The organism is uncultured Alsobacter sp. (assembly GCF_945952055.1).
Classification (GTDB): Bacteria; Pseudomonadota; Alphaproteobacteria; order Rhizobiales; family Beijerinckiaceae; genus Alsobacter.
Window position 1 is genome coordinate 1 of sequence record NZ_CAMFHB010000022.1, and the last position, 25,445, is coordinate 25,445.

At 67.3% G+C, this 25,445-nt stretch carries 22 protein-coding genes and 1 tRNA gene; 13 read left to right on the top strand and 10 right to left on the bottom strand.

Annotated features, from left to right (window positions below):
* Positions 1-332: 332 nt before the first annotated feature.
* Positions 333-1,181: a fumarylacetoacetate hydrolase family protein gene (locus Q0Q47_RS16545; protein ID WP_293862198.1), complete on the bottom strand. Its 849-nt coding sequence runs from the start codon at positions 1,179-1,181 to the stop codon at positions 333-335.
* A gap of 416 nt (positions 1,182-1,597) precedes the next feature.
* On the opposite strand from Q0Q47_RS16545, the gene Q0Q47_RS16550 reads away from it, so the two are divergent.
* Positions 1,598-2,908: an OmpP1/FadL family transporter gene (locus tag Q0Q47_RS16550; protein ID WP_293862200.1), complete on the top strand. Its 1,311-nt coding sequence runs from the start codon at positions 1,598-1,600 to the stop codon at positions 2,906-2,908.
* Between the two features lie 171 nt (positions 2,909-3,079).
* Here the strand turns inward: Q0Q47_RS16550 and Q0Q47_RS16555 are convergent, their stop codons facing one another.
* Positions 3,080-4,990 (bottom strand): class I poly(R)-hydroxyalkanoic acid synthase, encoded by a 1,911-nt coding sequence (locus Q0Q47_RS16555; protein ID WP_293862201.1) that lies wholly within the window; start codon positions 4,988-4,990, stop codon positions 3,080-3,082.
* Between the two features lie 788 nt (positions 4,991-5,778).
* On the opposite strand from Q0Q47_RS16555, the gene Q0Q47_RS16560 reads away from it, so the two are divergent.
* The 5 genes from Q0Q47_RS16560 (at position 5,779) to recJ (ending at position 12,244) form a co-directional block, all read left to right on the top strand.
* The gene (locus tag Q0Q47_RS16560; RefSeq protein WP_293862202.1) at positions 5,779-6,309 is read left to right on the top strand and encodes a hypothetical protein; all 531 of its coding nucleotides are present in this window, start codon (positions 5,779-5,781) and stop codon (positions 6,307-6,309) included.
* 117 nt (positions 6,310-6,426) lie between these two features.
* Positions 6,427-7,650 carry an LL-diaminopimelate aminotransferase gene (locus Q0Q47_RS16565; RefSeq protein WP_293862204.1) on the top strand — a complete coding sequence of 408 codons (1,224 nt, stop codon included), beginning with the start codon at positions 6,427-6,429 and terminating at the stop codon, positions 7,648-7,650.
* Between the two features lie 20 nt (positions 7,651-7,670).
* Positions 7,671-8,996 (top strand): homoserine dehydrogenase, encoded by a 1,326-nt coding sequence (locus Q0Q47_RS16570; protein WP_293862206.1) that lies wholly within the window; start codon positions 7,671-7,673, stop codon positions 8,994-8,996.
* Positions 8,997-9,024: 28 nt separating this feature from the next.
* Positions 9,025-10,029, top strand: coding sequence for a class II fructose-bisphosphatase (glpX, locus tag Q0Q47_RS16575; RefSeq protein WP_293862208.1), 1,005 nt, complete (start codon positions 9,025-9,027; stop codon positions 10,027-10,029).
* 430 nt (positions 10,030-10,459) lie between these two features.
* On the top strand, positions 10,460-12,244 hold the full coding sequence (gene recJ / locus Q0Q47_RS16580; RefSeq protein WP_293862210.1) for a single-stranded-DNA-specific exonuclease RecJ: 1,785 nt from the start codon (positions 10,460-10,462) through the stop codon (positions 12,242-12,244).
* Positions 12,245-12,423: 179 nt separating this feature from the next.
* Here the strand turns inward: recJ and Q0Q47_RS16585 are convergent, their stop codons facing one another.
* Complete coding sequence (locus Q0Q47_RS16585) at positions 12,424-13,314, bottom strand: DMT family transporter (RefSeq protein WP_293862212.1); 891 nt, start codon at positions 13,312-13,314, stop codon at positions 12,424-12,426.
* A 167-nt stretch (positions 13,315-13,481) separates the two neighbouring features.
* On the opposite strand from Q0Q47_RS16585, the gene Q0Q47_RS16590 reads away from it, so the two are divergent.
* Positions 13,482-13,556, top strand: a tRNA-Glu gene (locus tag Q0Q47_RS16590).
* Positions 13,557-13,645: 89 nt separating this feature from the next.
* Here Q0Q47_RS16590 and Q0Q47_RS16595 read toward each other — a convergent pair.
* Both Q0Q47_RS16595 and Q0Q47_RS16600 read right to left on the bottom strand, forming a co-directional pair.
* Positions 13,646-13,873, bottom strand: coding sequence for a hypothetical protein (locus Q0Q47_RS16595; protein ID WP_293862214.1), 228 nt, complete (start codon positions 13,871-13,873; stop codon positions 13,646-13,648).
* Positions 13,870-14,022, bottom strand: a complete 153-nt coding sequence (locus Q0Q47_RS16600; protein ID WP_293862216.1) for a hypothetical protein — start codon at positions 14,020-14,022, stop codon at positions 13,870-13,872. The genes Q0Q47_RS16595 and Q0Q47_RS16600 overlap by 4 nt, the downstream gene beginning before the upstream one ends.
* A gap of 99 nt (positions 14,023-14,121) precedes the next feature.
* On the opposite strand from Q0Q47_RS16600, the gene Q0Q47_RS16605 reads away from it, so the two are divergent.
* Together Q0Q47_RS16605 and Q0Q47_RS16610 are read left to right on the top strand one after the other, a co-directional pair.
* Complete coding sequence (locus tag Q0Q47_RS16605; RefSeq protein ID WP_293862218.1) at positions 14,122-14,667, top strand: recombinase family protein; 546 nt, start codon at positions 14,122-14,124, stop codon at positions 14,665-14,667.
* 240 nt (positions 14,668-14,907) lie between these two features.
* Complete coding sequence (locus Q0Q47_RS16610; protein ID WP_293862221.1) at positions 14,908-15,867, top strand: hypothetical protein; 960 nt, start codon at positions 14,908-14,910, stop codon at positions 15,865-15,867.
* 730 nt (positions 15,868-16,597) lie between these two features.
* Here the strand turns inward: Q0Q47_RS16610 and Q0Q47_RS16615 are convergent.
* Both Q0Q47_RS16615 and Q0Q47_RS16620 read right to left on the bottom strand, forming a co-directional pair.
* A complete protein-coding gene (locus tag Q0Q47_RS16615) occupies positions 16,598-17,161 on the bottom strand; it encodes a hypothetical protein (RefSeq protein ID WP_293862224.1) in 564 nt (187 codons plus the stop codon).
* Positions 17,162-17,237: 76 nt separating this feature from the next.
* Positions 17,238-17,702, bottom strand: a complete 465-nt coding sequence (locus tag Q0Q47_RS16620) for a hypothetical protein (RefSeq protein ID WP_293862227.1) — start codon at positions 17,700-17,702, stop codon at positions 17,238-17,240.
* Between the two features lie 320 nt (positions 17,703-18,022).
* Here Q0Q47_RS16620 and Q0Q47_RS16625 point away from each other — a divergent pair, with 320 nt between their 5' ends.
* Positions 18,023-19,486 (top strand): pilus assembly protein TadG-related protein, encoded by a 1,464-nt coding sequence (locus Q0Q47_RS16625; protein WP_293862230.1) that lies wholly within the window; start codon positions 18,023-18,025, stop codon positions 19,484-19,486.
* Between the two features lie 122 nt (positions 19,487-19,608).
* Here Q0Q47_RS16625 and Q0Q47_RS16630 read toward each other — a convergent pair whose 3' ends face one another.
* On the bottom strand, positions 19,609-19,953 hold the full coding sequence (locus Q0Q47_RS16630) for a hypothetical protein (RefSeq protein ID WP_293862233.1): 345 nt from the start codon (positions 19,951-19,953) through the stop codon (positions 19,609-19,611).
* A gap of 146 nt (positions 19,954-20,099) precedes the next feature.
* Here Q0Q47_RS16630 and Q0Q47_RS16635 point away from each other — a divergent pair, with 146 nt between their 5' ends.
* Positions 20,100-20,867: an IclR family transcriptional regulator C-terminal domain-containing protein gene (locus tag Q0Q47_RS16635; protein ID WP_293862236.1), complete on the top strand. Its 768-nt coding sequence runs from the start codon at positions 20,100-20,102 to the stop codon at positions 20,865-20,867.
* Positions 20,868-20,997: 130 nt separating this feature from the next.
* On the opposite strand, the gene Q0Q47_RS16640 is transcribed toward Q0Q47_RS16635, so the two are convergent.
* The gene (locus Q0Q47_RS16640) at positions 20,998-21,285 is read right to left on the bottom strand and encodes a hypothetical protein (protein WP_293862239.1); all 288 of its coding nucleotides are present in this window, start codon (positions 21,283-21,285) and stop codon (positions 20,998-21,000) included.
* Positions 21,286-21,751: 466 nt separating this feature from the next.
* Here Q0Q47_RS16640 and Q0Q47_RS16645 point away from each other — a divergent pair, with 466 nt between their 5' ends.
* A complete protein-coding gene (locus Q0Q47_RS16645) occupies positions 21,752-23,221 on the top strand; it encodes an MDR family MFS transporter (RefSeq protein WP_293862242.1) in 1,470 nt (489 codons plus the stop codon).
* A 2-nt stretch (positions 23,222-23,223) separates the two neighbouring features.
* Positions 23,224-23,883 carry a 4'-phosphopantetheinyl transferase superfamily protein gene (locus tag Q0Q47_RS16650; protein ID WP_293862245.1) on the top strand — a complete coding sequence of 220 codons (660 nt, stop codon included), beginning with the start codon at positions 23,224-23,226 and terminating at the stop codon, positions 23,881-23,883.
* Between the two features lie 6 nt (positions 23,884-23,889).
* Here the strand turns inward: Q0Q47_RS16650 and Q0Q47_RS16655 are convergent, their stop codons facing one another.
* Positions 23,890-25,431: a DHA2 family efflux MFS transporter permease subunit gene (locus Q0Q47_RS16655; protein ID WP_293862248.1), complete on the bottom strand. Its 1,542-nt coding sequence runs from the start codon at positions 25,429-25,431 to the stop codon at positions 23,890-23,892.
* Between the last annotated feature and the right edge of the window lie 14 nt (positions 25,432-25,445).

The following is a 25,445-nucleotide window of genomic DNA, read 5'->3' on the forward strand; positions in this document are numbered from 1 at the left end:
TGAGCCACATCACTCGCAGTGTCTTCGCGCAAAGGTCTCCATCCTGAGCCGGCCGCGCAGCGGCCGAGTCGAAGGACGCAGGACCGTGCAGCGACGAGATGGTGCGTCCTTCGACTCACGGCCTGCGGGCCGTGGCTCAGGATGAGGGGCTTTGGTGGCTGGTTTGGAGGAAGTCTCACATCCTGTCAGGACCAGGATCAGAGTGGACGAAGAGAAAAAGGCCCCGATCCTTGAAGATCGGGGCCTTTGTTGTTGAAACTCAACACTCTTCCTCGTCCTGAGCAGGCCGCGCAGCGGCCGTGTCGAAGGACGCAGGACCTCTCAGTGCGTCCTCAGCCCTGCCAGGCGATGACCTTCTGGTTCTGCACGCCGAGGCCGTCGATGCCGACGCGCATGGTGTCGCCGGCCTTCAGGAACACCGGCGGCTTCATGCCGAGGCCGACGCCGGGAGGCGTGCCGGTGGTGATGATGTCGCCGGGATCCAGCTGCAGGAACTGCGAGATGTAGGCGATCGTGAAAGCGACGCCGTAGATCATCGTCTTGGTCGAGCCGTTCTGGACCTTCTTGCCGTTCAGCTCGAGCCACATGCCGAGGTCCTGCGGATCCTTGACCTCGTCGGTGGTCACCAGCCACGGGCCGACCGGGCCGAAGGTGGGCGAGCCCTTGCCCTTCATCCACTGGCCACCGCGCTCGGCCTGGAATTCGCGCTCGGAGATGTCGTTGCAGACGCAGAAGCCCGCGACGTGGGACAGCGCGTCCTTCTCGTCGATGTAGAGAGCGGTCTTGCCGATCACCACGGCGAGCTCGACTTCCCAGTCGGTCTTCTTCGAGTTCTTCGGAATGACGATGACGTCGTCGGGGCCCTGGATGCAGTTGGGGGTCTTGTTGAACAGGATCGGCTCGGGCGGGATCGCCGCGCCGGTCTCCGCGGCGTGGTCGGCATAGTTCAGGCCGACGGCGATGAAGTTGCCCGGACGGGCCACGCAGCTGCCGAGCCGCGTTCCGGCGGGCACGAGGGGCAGGGACGCCGGATCGATCTTGCCGAGCCGGACGAGGTTCGCCGGATCGAGCGCAGCCCCGGCCAGATCCGGAACGTGGGCGGACAGGTCGCGGATGCCGCCCTGGGCGTCGACGATGCCGGGCTTCTCCGCGCCGGGCTGACCAAACCGAACGAATTTCATGGGGTTTCCTCGTTGCTGCACAGTTGTTGCGAACGGCCTAAATCGTTTGAAATCCGCTCGTTGTCGGAAGATTGGCTGGATCATGGCCGGTCGGCAAGTCCGCTCCCGGTAGAACGGGTCTGCGCGGGCCGAGTGTCACATTTTTACAATGTCCCGCCGTGAAGTGCGCGATGCACCTGCACGATTGGCGCGTACACCTGACCAAGCTGCTCGCACGACTTGATCGTTCACGCCTGAACTGTCCACAAAATGCAGATATATGCACATTGCTGCACCAAATCTGGGCAAATCGGGCCATTTGGGGCGTTCCAGCGGCCGAAAGCGCCCGGATGCCTGCTCTTGATGCGACTCTACCAGAATGTAATCACAGTTCACGAAGGCTCGCAGAAGCCACCAGAGGGTCGAGGATCTTTTTCATGTCCAATCGTTTCTCGTCGTCGACACGCGCCGCCTTCGCGGCCGGCGTTTCCCTGATCGCTCTCGCCGGAGCCACCACGGCGCAGGCCGGATCCTTCGGATTGCGGGAGCAGAGCGCCGTGGGGCAGGGGCTTTCCTTCGCCGGCGCCGCGGCGGGCGGGGCGGGCCTGGGCTCCATGTTCTGGAACCCGGCCACCATCACCATGAACCCCGGCCTCCAGACCAGCACGACGCTGAGTGGAATTTCGCCCTACGCCAAGTTCAAGGACCAGGGGTCCTCGTCGCTGCCGTATCGTGGATCGACGAGCGGCGACGTCGGGCAGGACGCGCTGCTGGGGTCGAGCTACGGGTCATGGCAACTCAACGACGCCATCTGGCTCGGCTACCAGCTGACGACCCCGTTCGGCCTCGTGACCAAGCCGGATGCCACCTTCCCGGGGCGCACCTACGGCAACACGACCAAGGTGATGTCGATCGAGGCGGCTCCGACGATCGGCTACCGCGTCAACGACATGCTGTCCTTCGGCGCCAGCCTGCGGGTGATGGGCTTCAAGGTGAAGTACGCCTCGGTCACCGGCGGCGCGCTCGGCGCCCCCACGCTCGAGGGCGACGACGTGGGCATCGGCTACGCGCTCGGCGCGACCTTCACGCCCATGCCGGGCACCAGCATCGGCATCGGCTTCCGCTCCGCGGTCGAGCAGCAGCTCTCCGGGAACTTCACGTCCAATCTCGGGGTCGTGCCCTTCAAGGCCAACGCCCTGCTGCCGGAGCAACTCACCCTGGGCGTGCGCCAGCAGATTGGCGAGCGCTTCACCGCGCTGGCTGGCGTCGAATGGACCAACTGGAGCCGCCTCGGCTTCCCGCGGGTCTACAACCAGCTCACCGGCGCCCAGCTCGCGGCGGTCCCGGCCCTGCCGCTCGACTACAAGGACGGCTGGTTCTTCTCCATCGGCGGCGAATACGTCGTGAACCCGGAATGGACCGTGCGCGCCGGCCTGGGCTACGAGGTCTCGCCGATCGAGGACCGCACCCGCAACCTGCGCCTGCCCGACAACGACCGGATCTGGGCCTCGCTCGGCGCCACCTACACCTGGAGCAACCGCGTCTCCTTCGACGTCGGCTACACCCACATCTTCCCGCAGAGCACGCGGGTGGCCATCGCGCCCGGCAACCCGACCTACAACCCGCTGCTCGGCTCGCTCATCGGCAAGGTCGACGCGCATGTCGACATCGTCGCGGTCGCCTGGAAGTTCCGCTGGGACGACCCGTCGAAGCCGATCGGCGTCCTGCCGGTAAAGGCGAAGTACTGAGGCCGTCGGTCTCCTCTCGACCTGGATCTCTCCGCGTCATGGCCGGGCTCGGCCCGGCCACCCACGACTTACGCTTGTCCCCGGCAAAGTCGTGGATGCCCGGGCCGAGCCCGGGCAGGACGGCAAGAGGGGGAGCTCTTTGCCTCTTGACGATGCGAGAGACTACCGGTCTCAGGCCCTGACCTTCACGTAGGTCCCCGGCGCGTCGCACAGGGGCTTGAGCTTGCCGCCGCCGGGCTCGCGGGCCTTGACGAGGGCAGGGGCCTGGGCGCGGATCCACTCCATCCAGTGCGGCCACCAGGTGCCCGGGTGCTCCGAGGCGTTGGCGATCCACTGGTCGAGCGTTCCTTCGACCTTGCCGCCCGTCCAATACTGGTACTTCGGCTTTCCGGCCGGGTTCACGACGCCGGCGATGTGCCCAGAGCCGGCCAGCACGTAGGTGACCGGCCCGCCGAAGCACTTCGAGCCCTTGAACACCGACTTGGCGGGGGCGATGTGGTCCTCCCGGGCGGCGAGGTTGTAGATCGGGATCTTCACCTTCCCGAGGTCGAGCTTCTCGCCGGCGATCTCCATCTCGCCCTTGGCTAGGCGGTTCGTGAGATAGCAGTTGCGCAGGTAGAACGAGTGATTGGCCGCCGGCATCCGCGTGGAATCGGAGTTCCAGTAGAGGAGGTCGAACGGGAACGGGCTCTCGCCCTTCAAATACACGTTGACCACATAGGGCCAGATGAGGTCGTTGGGCCGCAGCATGTTGAAGGCCGAGGCCATCGAGGATCCCTCGAGGTAGCCGCGGGCATACATGCGGTCTTCCAGGCTCTTGATCTGGTCCTCGTCGACGAACACCGCGAGGTCGCCCGCGTGGGTGAAGTCGACCTGGGTGGTGAACAGCGTCGCGCTCTCGATCCGCCGGTCGCCGATCGCCGCCATGTAGGCCAGCGTGACGGAGAGCAGGGTGCCGCCCACGCAGTAGCCGATGGCCGTGACGTTCTCCTCGCCCGTCGACTCCTTCACCGCCTCGAGGGCGGCGAAGATGCCCTCGCGCATGTAGTCCTCGAAGCTCTTCTTGGCCTGGCGCTCGTCGGGATTGACCCAGGAGATGACGAACACGGTCAGTCCCTGGCTCACCGCCCAGCGGATGAATGACTTCTCCGCGTTCAGATCGAGGATGTAGAACTTGTTGATCCAGGGCGGCACGATCAGCAGGGGCCGCTTGTAGACCTTCTCCGTCGTCGGCTCGTACTGGATGAGCTCGATCAGGTCGTTGCGGAAGATGACCTTGCCCGGGGTCGTGGCCATGTTCTGGCCGACGGCGAAATTGCCTTCCGACGTCTGGCGCAGCTTGAGGGTGCCCTTGCCGGCCTCGATGTCCTCCGCGAGCATCTTCATGCCCCGGACGAGGTTCTCGCCGTTCTCCTTGAAGGTCGTGCGCAGGAGCTCTGGGTTGGTCGCCACGAAGTTCGTCGGCGCGAGCGCGCTGGCGAGCTGGCGGACGTAGAACTCGGCCTTGTGCTTGGTGTGCGCGTCGACCCCGTCGGCCTCCTGGACCAGATGCTCGGCCCAGCGCGAGGTCAGGAGATAGGCCTGCTTGATGAAGTCGAAGACCGGGTTGGCCGTCCACTCCGGATCCTTGAACCGCCGGTCGGACGGCTCGGGCGCGGCCACCGGTGCGATCTCCTCGCCGTTGAGCCGGCGCATGGTGTTCGTCCAGAGGTCGAGGAACCCCTTGGTCAGCGTGGTCTGGGACATGACCACCCGCTGCGGATCCATGGCCCAGTGCTCGACCACCTGGCCGAGCGTCTTCACCATGTCGCTCACCTCGTCGGAGACGCCGGGCTTCGCGCGCCCTTCCTCGACGGGCTTGAGGGCCGCGGCGGTCGCCCGCCCCATTTCCTCGATGAGCCGGGCCGAGTTGGCGGCGAGCGCCTCCAGGTCCGGCAGGGGCGGAACGCCACCGGCCCCGTCCTGTTTCTGCGACCCGCCCTCGGCCGGCCTGGGCGCCGGCGCAGGAGAGGCGGGCGGCGGCGATGCCGGCTTGGCCGTCAGGGGGATCTCGAGGCGCGGCGCGGGCGCCGGTTGATCCATGGTGGGCGTGGCCCGCCGGGCGGGGGCAGGGGGCTTCGGCGCGGCCGCGCGGGCGGGCTGCGGAGCCGGCGTGGGCTTCGCGGCGGCAGCTTTCGCCGTTGCAGCTTTGGCACTCGCGGCTTTGGCGCTTGAAGGCTTTGCACCCTTGGCCGGGCCCCGGGGCGCCTTGGCCGGGGCCGCAGTGGTCGACCTGGGGGCGCGGGCAGGAGCCTTTGGCGCCGGCTCCGTCACGCGGGTCTTGGCCTGGGCCTTCGTCGCGGACCGGGGCGGCGGAGGCGCGACCGTCCGTGCGGCGGGCTTGCCCGCAACCGCCCTGGCGCCGGCCGTTCGGGGGGCGGCTTCGCTCCGCCCCGCGGCCTTCGGGGGCTTGGCGAGCGCTTGTGTCGGCTTTCCGCTTGCCTGCGGCCGCTTGCCCTTGCCCAGCGACGGCTTTCCCTTTGTCTGCGACGGCTTTCCTTGGGTCTGCGACGGCTTGGCAGGCGCGGCGGGCGCCTTGGCCGCGGCCTTGCTCCGCGGCGAAGCCACGACGGCCTCGGCGGCCTTGCGCTTGGAGGCCGTTTCGGCGCGCTCCTTCGCGACAGCGGCTCGACCGCGCTTCGCCGATGTGCTGATCGTCTTGGCCGCCTTCATACGGTGCGTTTCCTCTGTCCGAGCTTTTCTTGCCCGCTCGATCTCGTTTCTACCATAATAACTCTCTACCCCGCGGCCCGGCCCACCGAAATTCGTCGAACGGCATAGACAACCGCATTGCATTGCAGCAAGACGACGACGTCTTTGAGGACACGCCCATGGAGCGCGCCACCGCCCACGAGACCCTCCGCACGCGCACGGCGACCCGCGCCGCGTCGGGGATGCGCCACGCCGCCTTCGCACTCGCCGCGGTCGCGGTCAGCGCGTTTGCCGGCGCCGGCTGTTCCCAGGCCGGCGATTCGGTCACCAGTGCGGTCAAGGCGCCCATTCGCGGTGCCGCCGAGATCACCGGCTTCGCGACGACAACCCCCGAGCCGAAGGACTTCGTGAAGCAGACACGCAGGCCCGATGCAGACTTCATGCCGGTGGGCGTGACGCCGCCGGCCCGCCCGCTGAAGGCCAAGACGCCGGAGGAGATCAAGGCCATGGAGGCCGATCTCGAAGGCACGCTGCAGCGCCACAACGCCGCCTCCGGCCGGGCCCCCTCGGGCGACAAGTTCAAGTCCGCCGCCAGCGAGACCAAGTCCACCCCGGCGCCACGCGGGTCCGATCGCTTCCTGATCCCCGCCAAGCCGAAGCCGACGCCCGCCCCGGCCGGCAAGGCGAAAGCCGACCAGAGCAAGTCCTGAGGCGAAAAAGGGGAACGGGGCTGCCCATGCGCCGCTTGCGGTGCTATAGGCCCCGCACCGACGCCGCGGGAGCATCGCTTCGTGTGGCGGACATCGATGGCCGGAGGAACAGGGCCCATGACGACCGATTTTCACCGCATCCGGCGCCTTCCGCCGTACGTCTTCGAGCAGGTGAACCGGATCAAGGCCCAGGCCCGCAACGGCGGCGCCGACATCATCGACCTCGGCATGGGAAATCCCGACCTGGCGGCGCCCAAGCACGTCATCGAGAAGCTGGTGGAGACGGCGGGCAAGCCGCGCACCGACCGCTATTCGGCCTCCAAGGGCATCGGCGGCCTTCGCCGCGCCCAGGCCGGCTACTACGAGCGCCGCTTCGGCGTGAAGCTGAACCCCGACACGCAGGTCATCGCCACGCTGGGCTCGAAGGAAGGCTTCGCCAACATGGCGCAGGCCATCACCTCGCCGGGCGACGTGGTGCTGGTGCCCAACCCCAGCTACCCGATCCACGCCTTCGGCTTCCTGATGGCGGGCGGCGTCGTCCGCTCCGTGCCGGCCGAGCCGAACGAGGAGATGTTCCGCGCGCTCGAGCGTTCGGTGATCCACTCGATCCCCAAGCCGATCGCGCTCGTCACCTGTTACCCGGCGAACCCGACCGCCTACGTCGCCTCGCTCGACTTCTACAAGGACCTGGTCGCCTTCGCGAAGAAGCACGAACTCATCCTGCTGTCGGACCTCGCCTATGCCGAGGTCTATTTCGACGAGAAGGATCCGCCCCCCTCCGTGCTGCAGGTGCCGGGCGCCATGGACGTGACCGTCGAGTTCACCTCGATGTCGAAGACGTTCTCGATGGCCGGCTGGCGCATGGGATTTGCCGTCGGCAACGAGCGGCTGCTGGCGGCGCTGGCCCGCGTGAAGTCCTATCTGGACTACGGCGCCTACACGCCGATTCAGGTGGCGGCGTCCGCCGCCCTCAACGGCCCGGACGACTGCATCCGCGAGATGCGGGAAGTCTACCGCAAGCGGCGCGACGCGCTAGTCGACAGCTTCGGCAAGGCCGGCTGGGACTTCCCCGCGCCGAACGCCTCGATGTTCGCCTGGGTGAAGATCCCCGAGCCCTTCCGTGAACTCGGCAGCCTGGAGTTCTCCAAGCTCCTCGTCGAGAAGGCCTCGGTCGCCGTGGCGCCTGGCATCGGCTTCGGCGAGCACGGGGACGATTATGTGCGCATCGCCATGGTCGAGAACGAACAGCGCATTCGTCAGGCGGCGCGCAACATCCGCCGCTTCTTCGACACCGCGGACCGGACGCTGCACAACGTCGTGCCTCTGTCGGCGCGAGGCTGAGCAGGATCCGGGACGAACTCATGGCTGAACCGCTTCGCATCGGCATCGCCGGCCTCGGGACCGTCGGCGCCGCCACCGTCGACCTGCTGCGCCGCAACGCCGCCTCCATCGCCGCCCGGGCGGGCCGCCCGCTCGAGGTGGTCGCCGTGTCCGCGCGCGACCGCCGCCGTGACCGCGGCGTCGACCTGACCTCGCTCGAATGGTTCGACGATCCGGTTGCCCTGGCGCGCGCGCCTGGCATCGACTGCGTCGTCGAACTGATGGGCGGTTCGGACGGGCCCGCCAAGGCCACCGTCGAGGCCGCGCTCGGGGCCGGGCGCGCCGTCGTGACGGCCAACAAGGCCCTGCTGGCGCGCCACGGGGCCGCCCTGGCCGCGCTGGCCGAGGCCAAGGGCGCCGGGCTGTTCTTCGAGGCCTCCGTCGCCGGCGGCATCCCGATCGTCAAGGCGCTGCGGGAGTCGCTCGCCGGAAACGCCATCACCCGCGTGTCGGGCATCCTGAACGGCACCTGCAACTACATCCTATCCCGGATGGAGCTGGAGGGCCTCGGCTTCGCCGAGGTGCTCGCCGATGCCCAGCGCCTTGGCTACGCGGAGGCCGACCCGACCTTCGACGTGGGCGGCTTCGACACCGCCCACAAGCTCGCGGTGCTGACGAGCCTCGCCTTCGGCGTGGAGATCGATGCCGACGCCATCCACGTGGAGGGCATCAGCGCCATCACGCCGCTCGACCTGAAGATGGCCGACGACCTCGGCTATCGGATCAAGCTCCTGGGCGTCGCCGAGCGCACGGCCACGGGCATCGAGCAGCGGGTGCACCCCACCATGGTGCCGAAGACGCGGCCGATCGCGCAGGTGATGGGCGTGACCAACGCCGTCACCGTGTCGGCCGACGCCGTCGGTGAGCTCACGCTGGTGGGCCCGGGAGCCGGCGGCAACGCCACTGCCTCCTCGGTCATGTCCGACCTCGTGGACGTGGCGCGCGGCGTCACCGTGGCTCCGTTCGGCCGGCCCTCGGCCTCGCTGGAAAAGGCCGAGCGCATGCCCATGCAGCGCCACGAGGGTGGCTACTACATCCGGCTCTCGGCGCTCGACCGGCCGGGCGCCGCCGCGGGCATCGCGACCCGCATGGCCGAGAAGCAGATTTCCCTCGAGAGCATCGTCCAGCGCCGGCCGTCCGGCGCCTCGACGGACCGCAGCGGCCGTTCGGGCACGCCCGTTCCGGTCGTCCTCATCACCTACGCCACCACCGAGGCCGCGATCCGCGCTGCCCTCGACGCGGTGCTGGCCGACGGCCACATCGCCGAGCCGGCCCAGCTGATCCGCATCGAGCGCGACCTCGATTGACCCTTTCGACCGCACCGGGGAGACCGTCATGAGCACGACCACCGACCTGAACGTCAAACAGAAGGACGTCATCGAGCGCGTCCTCTCGATGGAGCTGGTGCGGGTGACCGAGCGCGCCGCCGTGTCGGCCGCCCGCCTGCGCGGCCACGGGAACGAGAAGGCCGCGGACCAGGCGGCGGTCGACGCCATGCGCCGCGAGCTCAACAAGCTGCCCATCGACGGGACCATCGTGATCGGCGAAGGCGAGCGCGACGAGGCGCCGATGCTGTTCATCGGCGAGAAGGTGGGCAACGGCTCCGGGCCGAAGGTCGACATCGCCGTCGACCCGCTGGAAGGCACCACCCTGTGCGCCAAGGACATGCCGGGCGCCATCGCCGTCATGGCCATGGCCCAGGCCGGCTCGCTGCTCTACGCCCCCGACGTCTACATGGACAAGATCGCCATCGGCCCGGGCTATCCCGAGGGCGTCGTCGATCTCGACGCCGCGCCGATCGACAACGTCAACGCGCTGGCCAAGGCCAAGGGCGTGAAGCCGCACGAGCTCAACGTGCTGATCATGGACCGGCCGCGCCATGCCGACCTGATCGCCGCCGTGCGCAAGACCGGCGCCTCGATCCGCCTCATCACCGACGGCGACGTGGCGGGCGTGATCTTCACGACGATGCAGGAGAAGACCGGCATCGACCTCTATCTCGGCATCGGCGGCGCCCCCGAGGGCGTGCTGGCCGCCGCGGCGCTGCGCTGCGTGGGCGGGCAGATGCAGGGTCGCCTGATCCTCGACACGCAGGAAAAGGTCGAACGCGCCCGCACCATGGGCATCACCGATCCGAAGCGGAAGTACTCGATGACCGAGCTCGCCGATGGCGACGTGATCGTGTCGGCCACCGGCGTCACCGACGGCGCGCTGCTCGCCGGCGTGCGCTTCGGCCGCGACGTGATCGAGACGGAGACCATCGTCTACCGCTCGATCACCGGCACCGTCCGCAAGATCCAGGCCGAGCACCGCGAGTTCGAGAAGTTCCGGCTCGACTGAGCCTAGCCGACAAAGGGGCCGATCTCTCCGCCGTCATGGCCGGGCCGGTGCCCTTCGGCATGCACACTTCTGATGCGAAATCGGGGGAAGGGCGCTCTCCCTCCCCTGCAGGGGAGGGTGGCAGCCGCGCAGCGGCTGACGGGTGGGGACCGCGGCGAAGAACGAGGCGGTCAAGTCGGGGCCGGTCCTGTCGTCGTACAAACGCCTGCCGCACCGTCCCCACCCGTCTCGCGCTTCGCGCGATCCACCCTCCCCTGCAGGGGAGGGAAACCGCGCTCAGCCAGCGAGAACCAGATGTGTGAATCTCGGAGGGCCGGTGCCCGGGCAGAACGCGGAGAGCGAGCATTCCTTCCCCCGAATCCGGTGCAGAACCCGCCCCGGTTGATCCGGCCCGGGTGACAAATCACCTGCTCCGGCGCTATCGGGAGGCATGACCCGCTCCTTCCTCGGCGTCGAGCGCTCGCTCACCGGCCGCCGCTGGCGCGATCGCCTGGACGACGCGGCCCGCGCCAGCGCGCTGACGATGGTCCAGCATCATGGCCTGGACGACGTCGTGGCGCGCGTGCTCGCCGGCCGTGGCGTCGAGACCGGGCAGGTCGAGGCCTTCCTCGACCCGAAGCTGCGCACGCTCCTGCCCGAGCCCTTCACGCTGGTCGACATGGAGGCCGCCACGGGGCGCCTCGCGGACGCCGTCACGCGCGGCGAGACCATCGCCGTCTTCGGCGACTACGACGTCGACGGCGCCTGTTCCTCGGCCCTCCTCGGCGGCTTCCTCGACGCCTGCGGCACGCCCTGGCACCTGCACATCCCCGATAGGCTGGTGGAGGGCTACGGCCCCAACGTCGAGGCGATCCGCGGTCTTGCCCGCCGCGGCGCGACGCTGCTGGTCACGGTGGATTGCGGCACCACCAGCCACGAGCCGTTCGCCGAGGCGAAGGCGCTGGGCATGGACGTGGTCGTCCTCGACCACCACCAGGCGCCCGAGCAACTTCCGGAGGCGGTCGCCATCGTCAATCCGAACCGGCAGGACGACCTGTCGGGGCTCGGTGCCCTGTGCGCCGCCGGCGTCGTCTTCGTCGCGCTGGTCGCGCTCAACAGGGAGCTGCGCCGTCGCGGGTTCTGGCAGTCGCGGCCGGCGCCCGACCTGATGGCCGCGCTCGACATCGTGGCGCTCGCCACGGTGGCCGACGTCGTGCCGCTCACCGGCCTCAACCGGGCCTTCGTGCGCCAGGGGCTCGCCGTGATGCGCCAGCGCGGGCGCCCGGGCCTGCGCGCCCTCACCGACGTGGCCCGCCTCGATGGGCCGCCGCGCCCCTACGACCTGGGCTTCCTGGTCGGTCCCCGGATCAACGCGGGCGGCCGCATCGGCGACGCCGCGCTGGGCGCGAAGCTCCTCCTCACGCCCGACGACGCGGAGGCCGGCCGGATCGCCGTCGACCTGGACCGGCTCAACGGCGAGCGCCAGGTCATCGAGCAGGCGATGGTGGCCGAGGGCGAGGCCCAGGCGCTGTTGCAGGTCGGCCTCGACGAACAGGCGGGCTCCCTGGTCTGCGTGCGGTCCGACGCGTGGCATCCGGGCGTGGTGGGCCTCGTGGCCTCACGCCTGAAGGAGCGCTTCCAGCGCCCGGCGCTGGCGCTGGCGATCGGCGCCGACGGGTTCGCCACGGGCTCCGCCCGCTCCGTGCCCGGCGTCGACCTGGGCCGCGCCGTCCGCGCCGCCGTGGATGCGGGGCTGGCGGTGAAAGGGGGAGGGCACGCCATGGCGGCCGGCGTCACCGTGCCCAGTGCCGGGATCCCGGCGCTGCACGCCTTCCTCGAGGAACGGCTCGCGGCGGGCGTGTCCGAATGGCGGGACGACCGGGCGCTCGCCATCGACGCGGCGCTCACGGCCGCGGGCGTCAGGCCCGAGCTCATTCACCGGATCGAGGCCGCCGGACCCTTCGGTTCGGGACATCCCGAGCCCACCTTCGTCCTGCCCGCGCATCAGCTCGTGGAGACCGCCGAGGTCGGCCGCGGGCATCTTCGCCTGAAGCTGCGCTCGCGCGATGGCGCGGCGGTGGACGGCATCGCCTTCCGCGCCGTCGGCCAGCCGCTGGGCCAGGCGCTCTCCGGCGCGAAGGGCGAGGTCGTGCACGTGGCCGGCCAACTCGGCATCAACCGCTGGAACGGCAGCGAACGCGCCCAGATCCGCGTGACGGACGTGGCGAAGCCGTGAGGGCGTCGAGCTCGTGAATCGTTCAGCGCCTCTCTTCTCCTCATCCTGAGCCGGCCGCAACGCGGCCGAGTCGAAGGACGCAGAGTGGTGAAGTGGCAGCTTTGTGCGTCCTTCGACTCACGGCCCTGCGGGCCGTGGCTCAGGATGAGGAGATTGAGGAAACCAAGCGAGGTCCGCGCTCAAGCGCCTGGGCGCCGCGCCAGCGTCTGCTCGCGCATGAAGATGTAGAGGCCCGCCCCGACGATGATCGCGGAGCCCACGTAGAGGCCCGTTTCCGGCACGTCGCCGAAGACCAGCCAGCCGAACAGCACGGCCCAGACGATCTGCGTGTACTGGTAGGGGACGACCACGGCGGCCGGCGCGAGCTTCAGCGACCTGTTGACGCACATGTGCCCGCCGAGCGCCACGACGCCGAGCAGGGCGAGCAGGACGAGGTCGCCCGGACCGGGCGTCACCCAGGACCAGGGAGCCGTGACGGCGCCCATCCCCATCGCCCCCACCGTCGTCCAGGTGACGAGCGTGATGTCGTCGCAGCCGCGCACCTTGCGGGTGATGATCATCAGCAGGGCGAAGAAGAAGCTGCCGCCGAGCGCCACGAGCGCCGGCAGTCCCAGCGCCGCCGACGTGGGCCGCATGGCGACGACGACGCCGACGAACCCCACCAGCACGGCCGTCCAGCGGCGCCAACCGATGATTTCGCCCAGCAGCGGGCCGGCGAGCGCCGTCACCCAGATCGGCCCCGCCAGGTAGAACGTCACCACGTCGGCGAGCGGCAGGTAGGCCACGGCCCAGTAGAAGCACGACACTTCCAGCGTCGCGAACAGCACGCGCAGGAGGTGGTATCCGGGCTGCGCCGGCATGGCCACGTGCCGCCACCCGGCGCGCTGGATCAGCGGCGCCAGGACGATCAGCGCGGCGATGCTGCGGATCAGCAGCACCTGGCCCACGCCATAGGTGGTCACCAGCCACTTGCCGATCAGGTCGTTGAGGACGAACAGCAGGATGCCCAGAAGCATCAGGCCAATGCCGGGCAGCGGCGAAGCTTGGGGCCGATCCTCGGCGGTGGACATGGGCGGCGGGCTCGGCAGGCTGAGTGGGCGAACGGGAGGCGTCTTGTAGAGCCTTTGGGCCCGACATGCGAGGCCCCGCGGGCGGCCGTGGATGCCCGCACCATCGGGCTTGTCCGACGCCGCGAAGCCCCGTATAAGCCGCTCACTCCGGCGCTGACGCGCCCGAAGCGGTCTTCGTCTATCGGTTAGGACGGCTGCCTTTCACGCAGCAAAGACGGGTTCGACTCCCGTAGACCGCGCCAATCTCAAAAACTTAACGATTTCAAGCGCTTAGTGATCTGCAACGGGCCGAATAGGCACACCTTTAGGCACAGTTTTCAGGCGCAGCCCTTCAGCCTCTTCGAGCCGATTCTCGGTCGAGAAAGGCCGGGAACTGCCACGAAGTCAGGTCCGTCACGTCGGCCGAGCCACCCTTCCGGCCGAACATGATCGCCTTGATCTGCAACCGCGTTGCCCCGGCAGGAACGGTGCCCAGACGCAGCCGGTGGCTCAGCCGCAGCGGATGCCCTTTCTGCTTCCGGCGCCTGTAGGTCCCCTTGATCGGATTGCGGCGCTTCACAGCTTCTCGGTCCCATCGTCCCGGAGGTCGTCATAGACCTCCTTGTAGACCCCGTCGATCTCGGCCAGCGCCACGCCTCGGGCCAGCAGGTTTACGCCAGCTTGCGCCTGATCGAAGTTGTAGATCGAGACGAACGCTGCCCACGCCATGGCCGGCGTCATCTGCCCTGACCGTTCGCCCTCGATGAGGAGGTCGATGCTTGGCACCACCGTGCGAGAAAGTGAAACGTGAGCAGAAAGGCCGTCCCAATGACCAAGTTCATCGCGTACCTGAGAGTCTCGACGCAGTCGCAGGGTCGGTCGGGCCTCGGCCTCGAAGCTCAGCGGGAGATCGTCGAAGCCCACGCTCGTCAGCACGGTGGTGAGATCGTCGCCGAATACGTCGAGGTCGAGAGTGGCCGCAAGGACGACCGCCCACAATACGCAGCCGCTCTGAAAGCCTGCCGCAAGGCCAAGGCGACCCTGCTCATCGCCAAGCTCGACAGACTCTCGCGTCGCGTGTCGTTCGTGGCCAACCTCATGGAGTCGAAGGTCAACTTCGTGGCCTGCGATCAGCCCCACGCTACGCCCTTCACCATCCACATCCTCGCTGCCATGGCCGAGTTCGAAGCTGCCCAGATCAGCAGCCGCACGAAGGCGGCTCTCAAGGCCAAGAAGGCCCGTGGGGAGCGTGTCGGTGGCGACATGACCAACGTGACGCCCAAGGGTCTGGAAGCCCGTCAGGAGAGTCGAATAGCAGACAAAGCTCGTCGAGCTTCTGCTGGTCTTCATGACTCATCCGAATGGCCTTGTTGAAGCGCGGAGCGATCACGTGTCGGTTGTAGACCGTGGTGGGATTGCGCCCATAGACCTGCGGCCAATCAGGACCGAGGACCTCGGTGCACTTCTTGGCATGGTATCGGTCTTGGGGTCTGGTCCTCATCATCCCACTGCTATTTATCTGGCCAGATAGCCCCGGCAGCTTGTCCCGACGACCCTGTAGCGAACGAACCTACAGCCGTGCCAGAATTGGGTTGGGCTAAGGGGGAGTTTTCGATGAACCCACTCAAGGTGTTTTGGAAAGAATTTAGGAGTTCTCGGTCGACACTTGTGCCGAGTATGGGAATAGCTTTTGGCGTGGGGATAATAGCAGCCGCTCTAGACCCATCTTTGGAGCGGATAAGGTCCGTATTGTTAATGCTAGGGGTGTCGGCGATATTGATATCGCTGATGAAATACGCAGCGGATTACCTAAGAAATCTTGATGCTTTGCGTGCGTATCATACGTTGACAAAATACAACGCTGAAAGGGCAGAAGTTATCATACAAAATCTCGGCAAAACGGCGACTGAGCGGGCGACATTGGAATCCGCTTTGAGCAGGTTGGCTGAGGAAAACGGACACGATCAAAAGGTAGGAGAGCCGATAAAGTACCTTCAATCGGATCTTCAAGACAGGCTTCGTGGCGAAATAAGCGCACTTGAGAAGAGAGCCAATTTGAACCTGTTGATCGGTCTATTCATAAGTTTATTTGGATTGGCCGCGTTATTCTGGTTTGTAACGCAGACGATCATCGAAACAGAGCCAAACACGCCGTGGGTCCAAACAGCCATACGATTTGCGATGCGATTCTCATTCGTTCTATTCTTGCAGGTATTTGCGTATTTTTTCCTCAGATTATACAGGTACAGCTTGTTTGAGTTAAAATACTTTCACAATGAGCTTACGAACATACAAATGGCTATTCTTGCGTTTGAGGCTGCGAGGGAAAGTCGAGATAAGTCGCTATTGGCATCCTTGGCAAAGACGATGGTCAAGACCGAGCGGAATTTCGTCATCAAAAAGGGCGAGCAGACAGTGCGCCACGAGAGTGACGATGCTGAGCGGGACTATGACAGAGGCGTATTGGACGCCATGACCAGCATCTACGGGCGCCCCTCTGGGCGCGGCGACCATGAACATCAGGATGATCCGCCGCCGCGCAGGCGGCCGAAAGCTCCGCCGAAAGGCAAGTAACTGGTATTGGGGGTGGCCTTGAACTTGCTCGTTCGCGTCGTCGCGCTGTTGTGGACGTGCTGCGCTGCGCATCCAGCGTTGGCCTCGGACTGGATTTTTGAGGAGACCAAGGACCGGCTCACTGACGCGGTGAAGCGTTCCTCAACACTTGGCGGGGGCTCGGCCGACGAACAATAGTCATCCTCGCAGCCGTCCACTGTGAGCGAGGCAAGAAGATCACCTTCCTGTTCTACACGAGGGGCTTTTTTCGCACCGGCTGGACACCCATAACGTACCGAATCGATCAGGACAAGGCCGAGACCCGCAAGTTCCTGACTCTGGTCAAGAGGGCCTTCTACGAGCGTCCTGAACCGTTCTTGGAGTGGCCAAGGCCCAGAGCCTTCTCGTTCGGATCAGGTACGCTGACCTCAAGCAGGTCGAGTACTCCAGAAGTTGCAGGCAGCGCTCTCGCAGAAGTCGACCTCGATCCTGACCTCGGCCCGTAAGCAGCGGCTGCCGCAACGAGGGCGCCTTCCAATACGTGCTCGCACTGCGCTCAGCCGGCTGTGACGCGAACGAGGCCCGCAGCCTCGTTGCCCAGACCATTCGCAACAAAAAGGGGCTCGCTGATGCGAAACGGGCCATCAAGAAATTGATGTGAGGCTGTCGGCGCAGGTCTTGTACTCTAACTGTGTGCCCACAGCGCACTGCAAGATGGGGAGCACGGCTCGATGAAGCATAGCGGCCGATCTCATGAAAGATTTGCGGCTCTCTTATAGCGTTCGCGTACGTCTTCTGGGATTTGAAGCAAAGCGGAGTCTCGAACATCGGGCTGCAGCTTCCGCAGGATCAATAGCTCCGCCGCCCTATGCTCACTTGGACTTGAGGAAAATCTTTGAAGCCGATGCCACCTGCGTACCGCCCAACGGCCGGCAGCCATCACCATAAAGCCTGCGGGAACGGTAACGAACAGTGCCACAGTCCGTACGAGCTTGGCATACTCAAACGGAAGCACGTACTCGCGAATGGGCGCATTCTCGTAGTAACCAATTGAACCGACAATGATCAGGAGTGTGATGCCCCAGATCAATATTAGGATAGCAACATCAAGGTACCTGTAAATTAGGGTTCCGCTCACAAGGCTACGAACATCCTCGTTGAACTCCTTGATTCGAAATTTTGCGATTGTCTTCCGATAAGGCCCGCTAATTTGCGGCCAGTACCGAACAATCCGCTCAGCCGCGAAGCTCAGAACTGCTCCGCCCACCATCTGCGCGATGGGGTCCTTGAAGAATTCTCGAACAGCTTCCCACATCCGACACCCCCAATGTGCTGGATGAGAGCGGAGGGTGGTCGAGAGTCAAGGCTTACGGCATACGACACACGCTTATTCACCTGACGAACAGCCCAACAACCAGCAGCACGATAATCGCCCACAGCGGCCAGCGCAGCCATGAGACGGCGCCCGCCAGCATCTTGGCGTGATCGGCCGGGCTGAGGACGGGCACAGGGGTAGGGGAGGGAGGTTGGACTTCGGGAGCCTTCCGGGGCTCGTCCTCTTCCTCGTCTCCGGTGATCGGGACGCTGGCCGTGGACTGGTTGCGCAAGGTGATCTCGATTTCACCGATCTCACCAAGCCCCGGCGGCTGGCTCTCCATGCCTTCGGGCATCTCAACTTTGTGGTCCTTGGCGTTGACCAGCACCTTGACGATGTTGGTCCGGATCGAAGGCGACCAATGCGAATAGAAGCCTGACACCCGCCCCAGCCGCACGATCCCGGCCACGGGTCTGCCGTTGGTGATCGTGGCCTTCAGGGTGTCGAACTTCTCGGGCGCCATGCCCACTTCGAGGCCCATGCAATCGTTGGTGGTCTCGGTCTCGAAGTAGGCACACAAGGAACGTTGAAAATTAAGGAGAAAGCGTCTGTTTTGGGGGTAGGGTTGCCCTCCCGTAGACCGCGCCACTCTCCCAACGCTCCATGTCCCGTGCCGCCGCGGCGCTCCGCCGCCGCAAAGCAGTGCTCGTCATCGCCAGACACATTCAGGATAGCGCACGTTTTCCTTGAGCGTTACAATTTCCGGGAAAGGTTAAGGCCCATTCACGGATTTTTCCGTCCAAATGAACCGGGGCATTAAATCGTTCAACTTTAACGTGTCGACATTCGAGGAGTTGGTCCATGCGAATGTTTACACGCCTTCTCGCCGATCGACGCGGCGGACTCTCCCCCATCTTCGCCCTGATCCTCCTGCCCATCGCCGGCGCGGCCGGCATGGCGGTCGACTATGGTCGGGCCGTCTACACGCGCGAGGCCCTGCAGGCCGCGGCCGATGCGACGGCGCTCGCCGTCATCAGCCCGCGCTACTCGCAGGCCGAGGTCAAGACGGCGGCCCAGAACATCTTTGCGGCGCAGCTGAGCGAGAAGCTCGGCCTCACCATGGACACCAAGATGGAGGCCTCGCTGTCGAACGACGGCAAGTCGGTCACCATCGCGGTGCTGGGTTCCGTGAAGAACTCCTTCATGCAGATTCTCGGCCAGCCCTACACGCCGGTCGGCGTGGTCTCGACCGGCCTGCGTGGCCTCGACAACTCCCTGGAGCTGGCGCTCGTCCTCGACAACACCGGCTCCATGTCGGAGAACAACAAGCTCTCCACGCTGAAGTCGTCCGCCAATCTTCTGGTGGACACGCTCACCGCCGACGCCAATGCGAAGGTGAAGATCGGCGTGGTGCCCTTCGCGACCTACGTGAACGTCGGCATGGGCAACCGTGGCGCGTCCTGGCTCTCGGGCTCGCAGGACTATTCGACGTCGTCGACCACGACGAGCTGCACGACGCCCACCACGACCTGCAAGACCTACGGCACCACCAACGTCCAGGCCTGCGTGAAGGTGAACTGCACGACCGTCCAGTCCTGCACGACCAATGACGGCGTGAAGACCTGCACGCCCGTCCAGCAGTGCCAGAACCAGTGCACCGTCACCGGCACGACGCAGACCTGCACCGCCTGGAACTACGGGCCCCAGGTTTGCACGCCCAAGACCACCGTTACCAACTACAAGTGGTCGGGCTGCGTGCAGTCGCGCAACTATCCGCTGAACCTGTCCGACGACAACCCGACGACGCCCTATCCCGCGCTCATGAACCAGACGTGCGGTTCCGCCATCGTGCCGCTCACCACCAACAAGACCACGGTGAAGAGCGCGATCAACGCCATGACGGCCAGCGGCGAGACCTACATTCCAGCCGGGCTGGTCTGGGGCCTGAACCTCCTGTCGCCGTCGCAGCCGTTCACCGAAGCCGACCCCTACGACAGCGCCAACCGCAAGCCGCGCAAGGCCCTCGTGCTGATGACCGACGGCGTCAACACCAAGTCGATGACCTCGACGACCGTGGGCACGCACACGGGATCGAGCACGACCCAGGCCAACGACTACACCGCCAAGATCTGCGCCAACGTGAAGGGCAAGAACATCGAGGTCTACACCATCGCCCTGATGGTGACCGACTCGGCGGTCCAGTCCATGCTCCAGGCCTGCGCCACCAGCGGCGAGAACTTCTTCAACGCCACCGACACCGCGGCGCTGGAAACCGCCTTCAAGAAGATCGCCATGTCCTTGCAGACGCCTTATCTCGGGCACTGACGGCAGGCTGCACCCGGCCGTCCAAGTCGAAAGGCCTGAATTCGAAAGGCCTGGGAATCGAAAGGCCCGGGGTCCCTTCGGATCCCGGGCCTTTCGGCATTCAGGGGCTGAAGCGCAGCGCCTTACTTGCAGTTGGCGCCGCCGCCCGACTGGCCGGGCGTGTTCATGTTCGAGGCCATGCCGCCGGCGTTCTGGCACTTGGTGTTGGCCGACTCGCGGCCGGCGCCGTTGACCGAACCCGTGGTGTCCGCCGCCGGGTTGTTGATCCCGGTGCCGTTGCCGGCGCCGGTCCCGGCCGTGCCCGGGTTGACCGCGCCGCCGGCCGCCGCGCCGCCGCCAGCCGCCGTGCCGGCCCCGGTTGCCGAGCCGCCGGCCGTGCCGGATCCGCTCGCGGTCTGCGCCATGGTGGGAAGCGTGAAGGCCGCGAGAGCCGCGGCGACGATGATGGGGGTGAGCATCCTGGTCATGGTCGTCTCCTTGGACAGTGGACGTTCTTGGACAGTGGGAGTGCGCCCAACGTCATGGCGTTGCACATGTTCCCCGAAATATTGGACGCGCAGGGTTGCCCGGGAGGGCTTGGCCTGTAATGTGCGCTTTGCGCACGGAGAACGGCATGGACCGCACGACGACCAGCGACAGGGACCTGGTGGGGGGCCTGCAGAACGGCCTCGCCGTCATCGAGGCCTTCGACGACACGCGTCCGCGCCTCAGCATCTCCGACGTCGCCCAGGTCACCGGGCTGACGCGCGCCGCCGCGCGGCGCTACCTGCTCACCTTGACCCATCTCGGCTACGCCGAGCACGACGGCAAGTACTTCTCGCTCACGCCCCGCGTGCTGCGGCTGGGCTATGCTTTCCTCTCGTCGCTGACGCTGCCCACCCGCGTGCAGCCGTTCCTGGAGCGAATCGCGGAGGAGCTCGGCGAATCCTCCTCCGCCGCCGTGCTGGACGACGGCGACGTGGTCTATGTCGGGCGCGCCGCGACGCGGCGCATCATGTCGGTGGGACTGGCGGTCGGCAGCCGCCTGCCGGCCTATTGCACTTCGCTGGGGCGGGCTCTGCTTGCGCACCGCGACGCGGCCTGGCTCGACGCCTATCTCGCCCGCACCGAGCGCCGCGCCATGACACCGCGGACGGTGACCGCGCCGGCCGACCTGCTCGCCCTGCTGGAAGGGGTCCGGGCATCGGGCTACAGCCTGGTCGACGAGGAACTCGAGCTCGGCCTGCGGTCAATCGCCGTGCCCGTCATCGACGGGCGCGGGCGCGTCGCCTGCGCCATCAACGTGGGGGTCCAGGCGGCGCGGGTTCCGGTGGCCGACATGACGGACCGGATCCTCCCCGTGCTGCGCCGGGCGGCCGAGGACCTGCGCCGCGTTCTCTAGGGCTGCCCTGAAACGACCGAGGGCGCCGCGGCCTGTCGCCGGGCGCCCTCGCCGTGGCGGCACCGGCTTGCGCCGGGGCCGATGGGAATGGTGTGGAGCGGCCGCCGCCGTCGCAGGCGCGGCCTCGCGCTCAGTTGCAGACGCGGACGCGCTCGTAGCGGATGAACCGGCCGTAGGCGTCGTAGACCGGCTGGCGCTCGAACCAGCAGCTCGGCTCGTCGTAGTAGTAGGCGCGCGGCGCGCCGTAGGCGGGCTGGCTCATGGCGCCGGCGGCCAGGGCGCCGATGGCGAGGGCACCGACGGCGCCGGCGGCGAACGCGGCATGACGGCCGTTGGCGGCGGAAGCGGGCGCCGAGGCGAGCGTGGTGGCCAGCGTCAGGGCGGCGAGGGCGGCGGTGGCGGCTTTCAGGACGGACATGGTCTCTCTCCTTCGGATCTTGGGGCCGGCGGCTTGGCGTCCGGCGATGAGGAGACCCTAAGCGGGAGCGGCGCCTGGCGATGTGCGACGCCGCACACGGCCACCAGACGTCGCAGCGTCGTCGACAGTGGCGGTGGAGCGACGCCGGTCGGGGGAGCCATGCCCCGTATTAAGCACCACCTTGAGCTTATCTTGCCGAGCCCCTTGGCTTCAGGCATTGTGCAACGGTGACGGACGCGATCTCGGCTTCCATCGGTGGTACCACGCACGTCACGCCGCTCGGTCAAGAAGCCCACCGGGCCCTCCTGCCAGACCTGCCGCCCGACCGCCGGCCGCCGCCGCGCCCGGGCATGATGTCGCAACCGGCGCCACTGCGCCCGGCGACGGCTCAGCCAATGCTGGACAACGGGGCGGACCCGGTCCTAAGGGGGACGGGCGCGCTCCCGCACGCGCCGCAGGACCTCCCATGACAGCAGCGTCTCCCGCAGCCCGGCCTCTCGAGCATTCCGAAATTCGTCTCATCCTGGCCGGCGTGCTGCTGGCCATGGCGCTCGCCGCCCTCGACCAGACGATCGTCGCCACGGCGCTGCCGACCATCGGCCGCGAGCTGGGCGACACGGACCTGCTGCCGTGGATCGTGACGTCCTACCTCGTGACCTCGACGGCGATCGCGCCGCTCTACGGCAAGATCAGCGACATCCACGGCCGGCGCCCCGTGCTCATGGCCGGCATCCTGATGTTCGTCCTCGGCTCCGTGGCCTGCGCGCTGGCGCCCACGATGCTCGTGCTGATCCTCGCCCGCGGCCTGCAGGGCCTGGGCGGCGGCGGGCTGATCGCCATGGGGCAGACGATCATGGCCGACATGGTCTCGCCGCGCGAGAGAGGCCGCTACCAGGTCTACTTCGCCTCGATGTTCGCCACGGCGAGCCTGCTTGGCCCGGTGCTGGGCGGCCTCTTCGCCGAGCACCTGCACTGGTCCGTGATCTTCTGGATCAACCTGCCGCTGGGCGCGCTCGCCTTCGCGCTCTCCAGCCACTTCCTCAAGCGCCTGCCGCGTCACGAGCGCCCGCATGCTCTCGACGTGCTGGGGGCCGTGCTGCTCGTGGCGGCCACCGTCTCGATGCTGCTGGTGCTGAACTGGGGCGGGATCCGCTATCCCTGGCTGTCGCCGCAGGTGCTCGGCCTCGCCGGCGGGTCGCTCGCGCTGTGGCTCGTCTTCGCCTACCGGCTCGGTTCGGCGGACGAGCCGCTCGTGCCGCTGGCCCTCTTCGCCAACCCGGTCATCCGCTGGGCCTCGCTGGCGGCGCTGTTCGGCATGGGGACCTTCATCGGCCTCACCGTCTACGTGCCGGCTTATCTCGAGGTGGTGAAGGGGATGTCGGCCGGCGACTCGGGCCTCGCCCTGATCCCCCTGATGGTGGGCAGCGTGGCCGGCGCCAGCACGGCCGGACGCGTGATGCTTCTGGTGAAGCACTACAAGTGGGTTTCGGTGATCGGCCTCGGGCTCGCCGCCACCAGCGCCCTGACGCTGTCCTTCCTGCCGGCGGGCACCCCGCTGTGGCAGCTCGAGATCCTGTTCGCGCTCTCCAGCGCCGGTGTCGGCACCATCTTCCCGGTCACCACGGTGTCCGTGCAGAACGCCGTCAGCCCGCACCAGCTCGGCACCGCGACCGGTACCGTGAACTTCTCCCGCAGCATGGGCGGGGCGCTATTGGTGGCCATCCTGGGCGCGATCCTGCTGCAGGGCGGTGTCGCCGCGAACCTGCACGGCCTCGGCTCAGGCGTACGTCCGGAGCCGTCGGAGGCCGCCATCGCCGCCTTCTCCTGGATGTTCCGCGCCGCCGCGCTGTCCGCGCTGCTCGGCTGCCTGGCCCTGCTGCAGATGGAAGAGCGGCCCCTGCGCGGGCGCGGCATGCCCGTCCCCGCGGCGGACTGACGATGCCCCGCCTCGTGGCCGACGGGGACGTCCTGGTCTGGACCGCGGCGCGGGCAGAGATCCTCGCCGCGGACGGGCCGGCTCCCGACCCGGCCGAGACGGAGCGGGCGCGGGCCATGAGCCACCCGCGCTCCCGCGAGCGCTTCCTGGCCGGCCGCCTGCTGCTGCGCCGCGCGCTGGGACCTCTCCTGGGCCTCGCGCCGGCCGCCGTGCCGGTGCTGGGCGGGGAGGGGGAGGCGCCGCGCCTCGCCGCCCCGCATGACGGCCTGCATCTCAGCGTGAGCCATGGCGAGACGGTCGAGGCCGTCGCCGTCGCCGCGGCCCCCGTGGGCGTGGACGTGGAGGAGAGCTGCCCGGCCGACTTCGCGGGCGTGGCGCCGGTCGTGATGCACGAGGACGAACTGGCGCTCTTCCGCCGTCTCGACGAGGACGAAGCCCGCCTGGCGTTCCGGCGGCTCTGGACCCGCAAGGAGGCCGTCCTGAAGGCCGCGGGCCTCGGCTTCTCGCGCGATCCCCGCAGCTTCGCCGTTGGCATCGCGGCGGCCGCGGGCCCCGTCAGCCTGGACGGGCGCGTCTATGCTTTGGCCGAGCTTCCCGGCGGCGTCGGAACGGTGGCGCTCGCCGCCGAAGCCCTGCGCCTGCGGGGGATGGCGCTGCGCTGAGCGCGCTCAGGGCGTCGCCGGCTTCGGCTTCTGCTTGCGCAGCAGCAGAAGCAGCGGGAAGGCCAGCAGGCTGATGCCGGTCATCAGCTTGAAGTCATTGGCGAAGGCCATGATCGTCGCCTGCCGCGTCACCATCTGCTCCAGGAGCGCCCGCCCGGCATCGGTGGTGGGGTCGAGCATGGCCCGCCAGTCCGGCATCTGCAGCGCCGGGTTGAACGGCGTCACGTGCTCGGCCAGCTGGCTGTGGAACAGGCTGGTCTTGTTGACGAGCTGGGCGAAAACGATCGACACGCCGATCGAGCTGCCGAGGCTGCGGATGAGCGACCACAGCGCGGCCCCGTCGGTGCGCAGCTCCGCCGGCAAGGTGGCGAAGGCGATGGTGTTGAGCGGCACGAACACGAAGCCGAGGCCGAAGCCCTGCACCAGGCTCACCACCCGGATGAAGTTGGCCGAGCTGTCGGGCGACAGGTCGATCGAGGCATAGAGCGACCAGGTGGACAGCGTGAGGCCGAACAGCACCAGCAGCCGGCCGTCGATGAACTTGAGGAGCCGTCCCACGAGCATCATCGCCACCAGCGTGCCGATGCCGCGCACGCCCAGCAGCATGCCGGCGGCCAGCACCGGATAGCCCATCAGGTTCTGGATGTAGGGCGTGATCAGCGCGATGCTCGCCAGCAGGATGATCCCGATGATGAACATGAAGATCACCCCGACGGTGAAGTTCGTGTCCTTGAAGATGTGGATCGGTACGAAGGGCTTTTCCGTCGTCAGCGCGTGCGCGACGAAGAGGTAGAGCCCCGCGATGCCGATCGCGCACTCGACGATGATCTCCATCGAGTCGAACCAGCCCACCTGCTCGCCGCGGTCGAGCATGAGCTGGATCGCGCCGATGCCGAGGCTCAGCGCGATGAAGCCGAACCAGTCGAAGCTCAGCCCGCGCCGGATCGGCGTCTCCTTCATGAAGACCAGCAGCCCCAGCACCGTGGCGATGCCGAAGGGGAGATTGACGAAAAACACCCAGCGCCAGCTGTAGCTGTCGGTCAGCACGCCGCCGAGCGTCGGCCCCATGATCGGGCCGAGCATCACGCCCATGCCCCAGATCGCCATCGCCTGGCCGCGCTGCTGCACCGGATAGGCGTCCAGCATCACCGCCTGCGACAGCGGCACCAGGGCGGCGCCGAACACGCCCTGCATGAGCCGGAACAGCACCATCTGCTCGATGTTCTGGGCCGCGCCGCACAACATCGAGGCGACCGTGAAGCCGATGGTGCAGGTGACGAACAGGCGCTTGCGGCCGAAGCGGCCGGCCACCCAGCCCAGCGGCGCCGTCATGATCGCGGCCGCGACGATGTAGGAGGTGAGGATCCAGCTCGCCTGGTCCTGGGTCGTGCTGAGGCTGCCCTGCATGTAGGGCAGCGCCACGTTGGCGATGGTGGTGTCCAGCGCCTGCATGATGGTGGCCATCATGACGCAGAGGGTCAGCAGGGCCCGCTTGAGCCCCGCGCCGTCTGCGGCGGCCTGTGGCGTTGCGGCTGCGGCGGCGGACAACGGGCGCGTCCTCC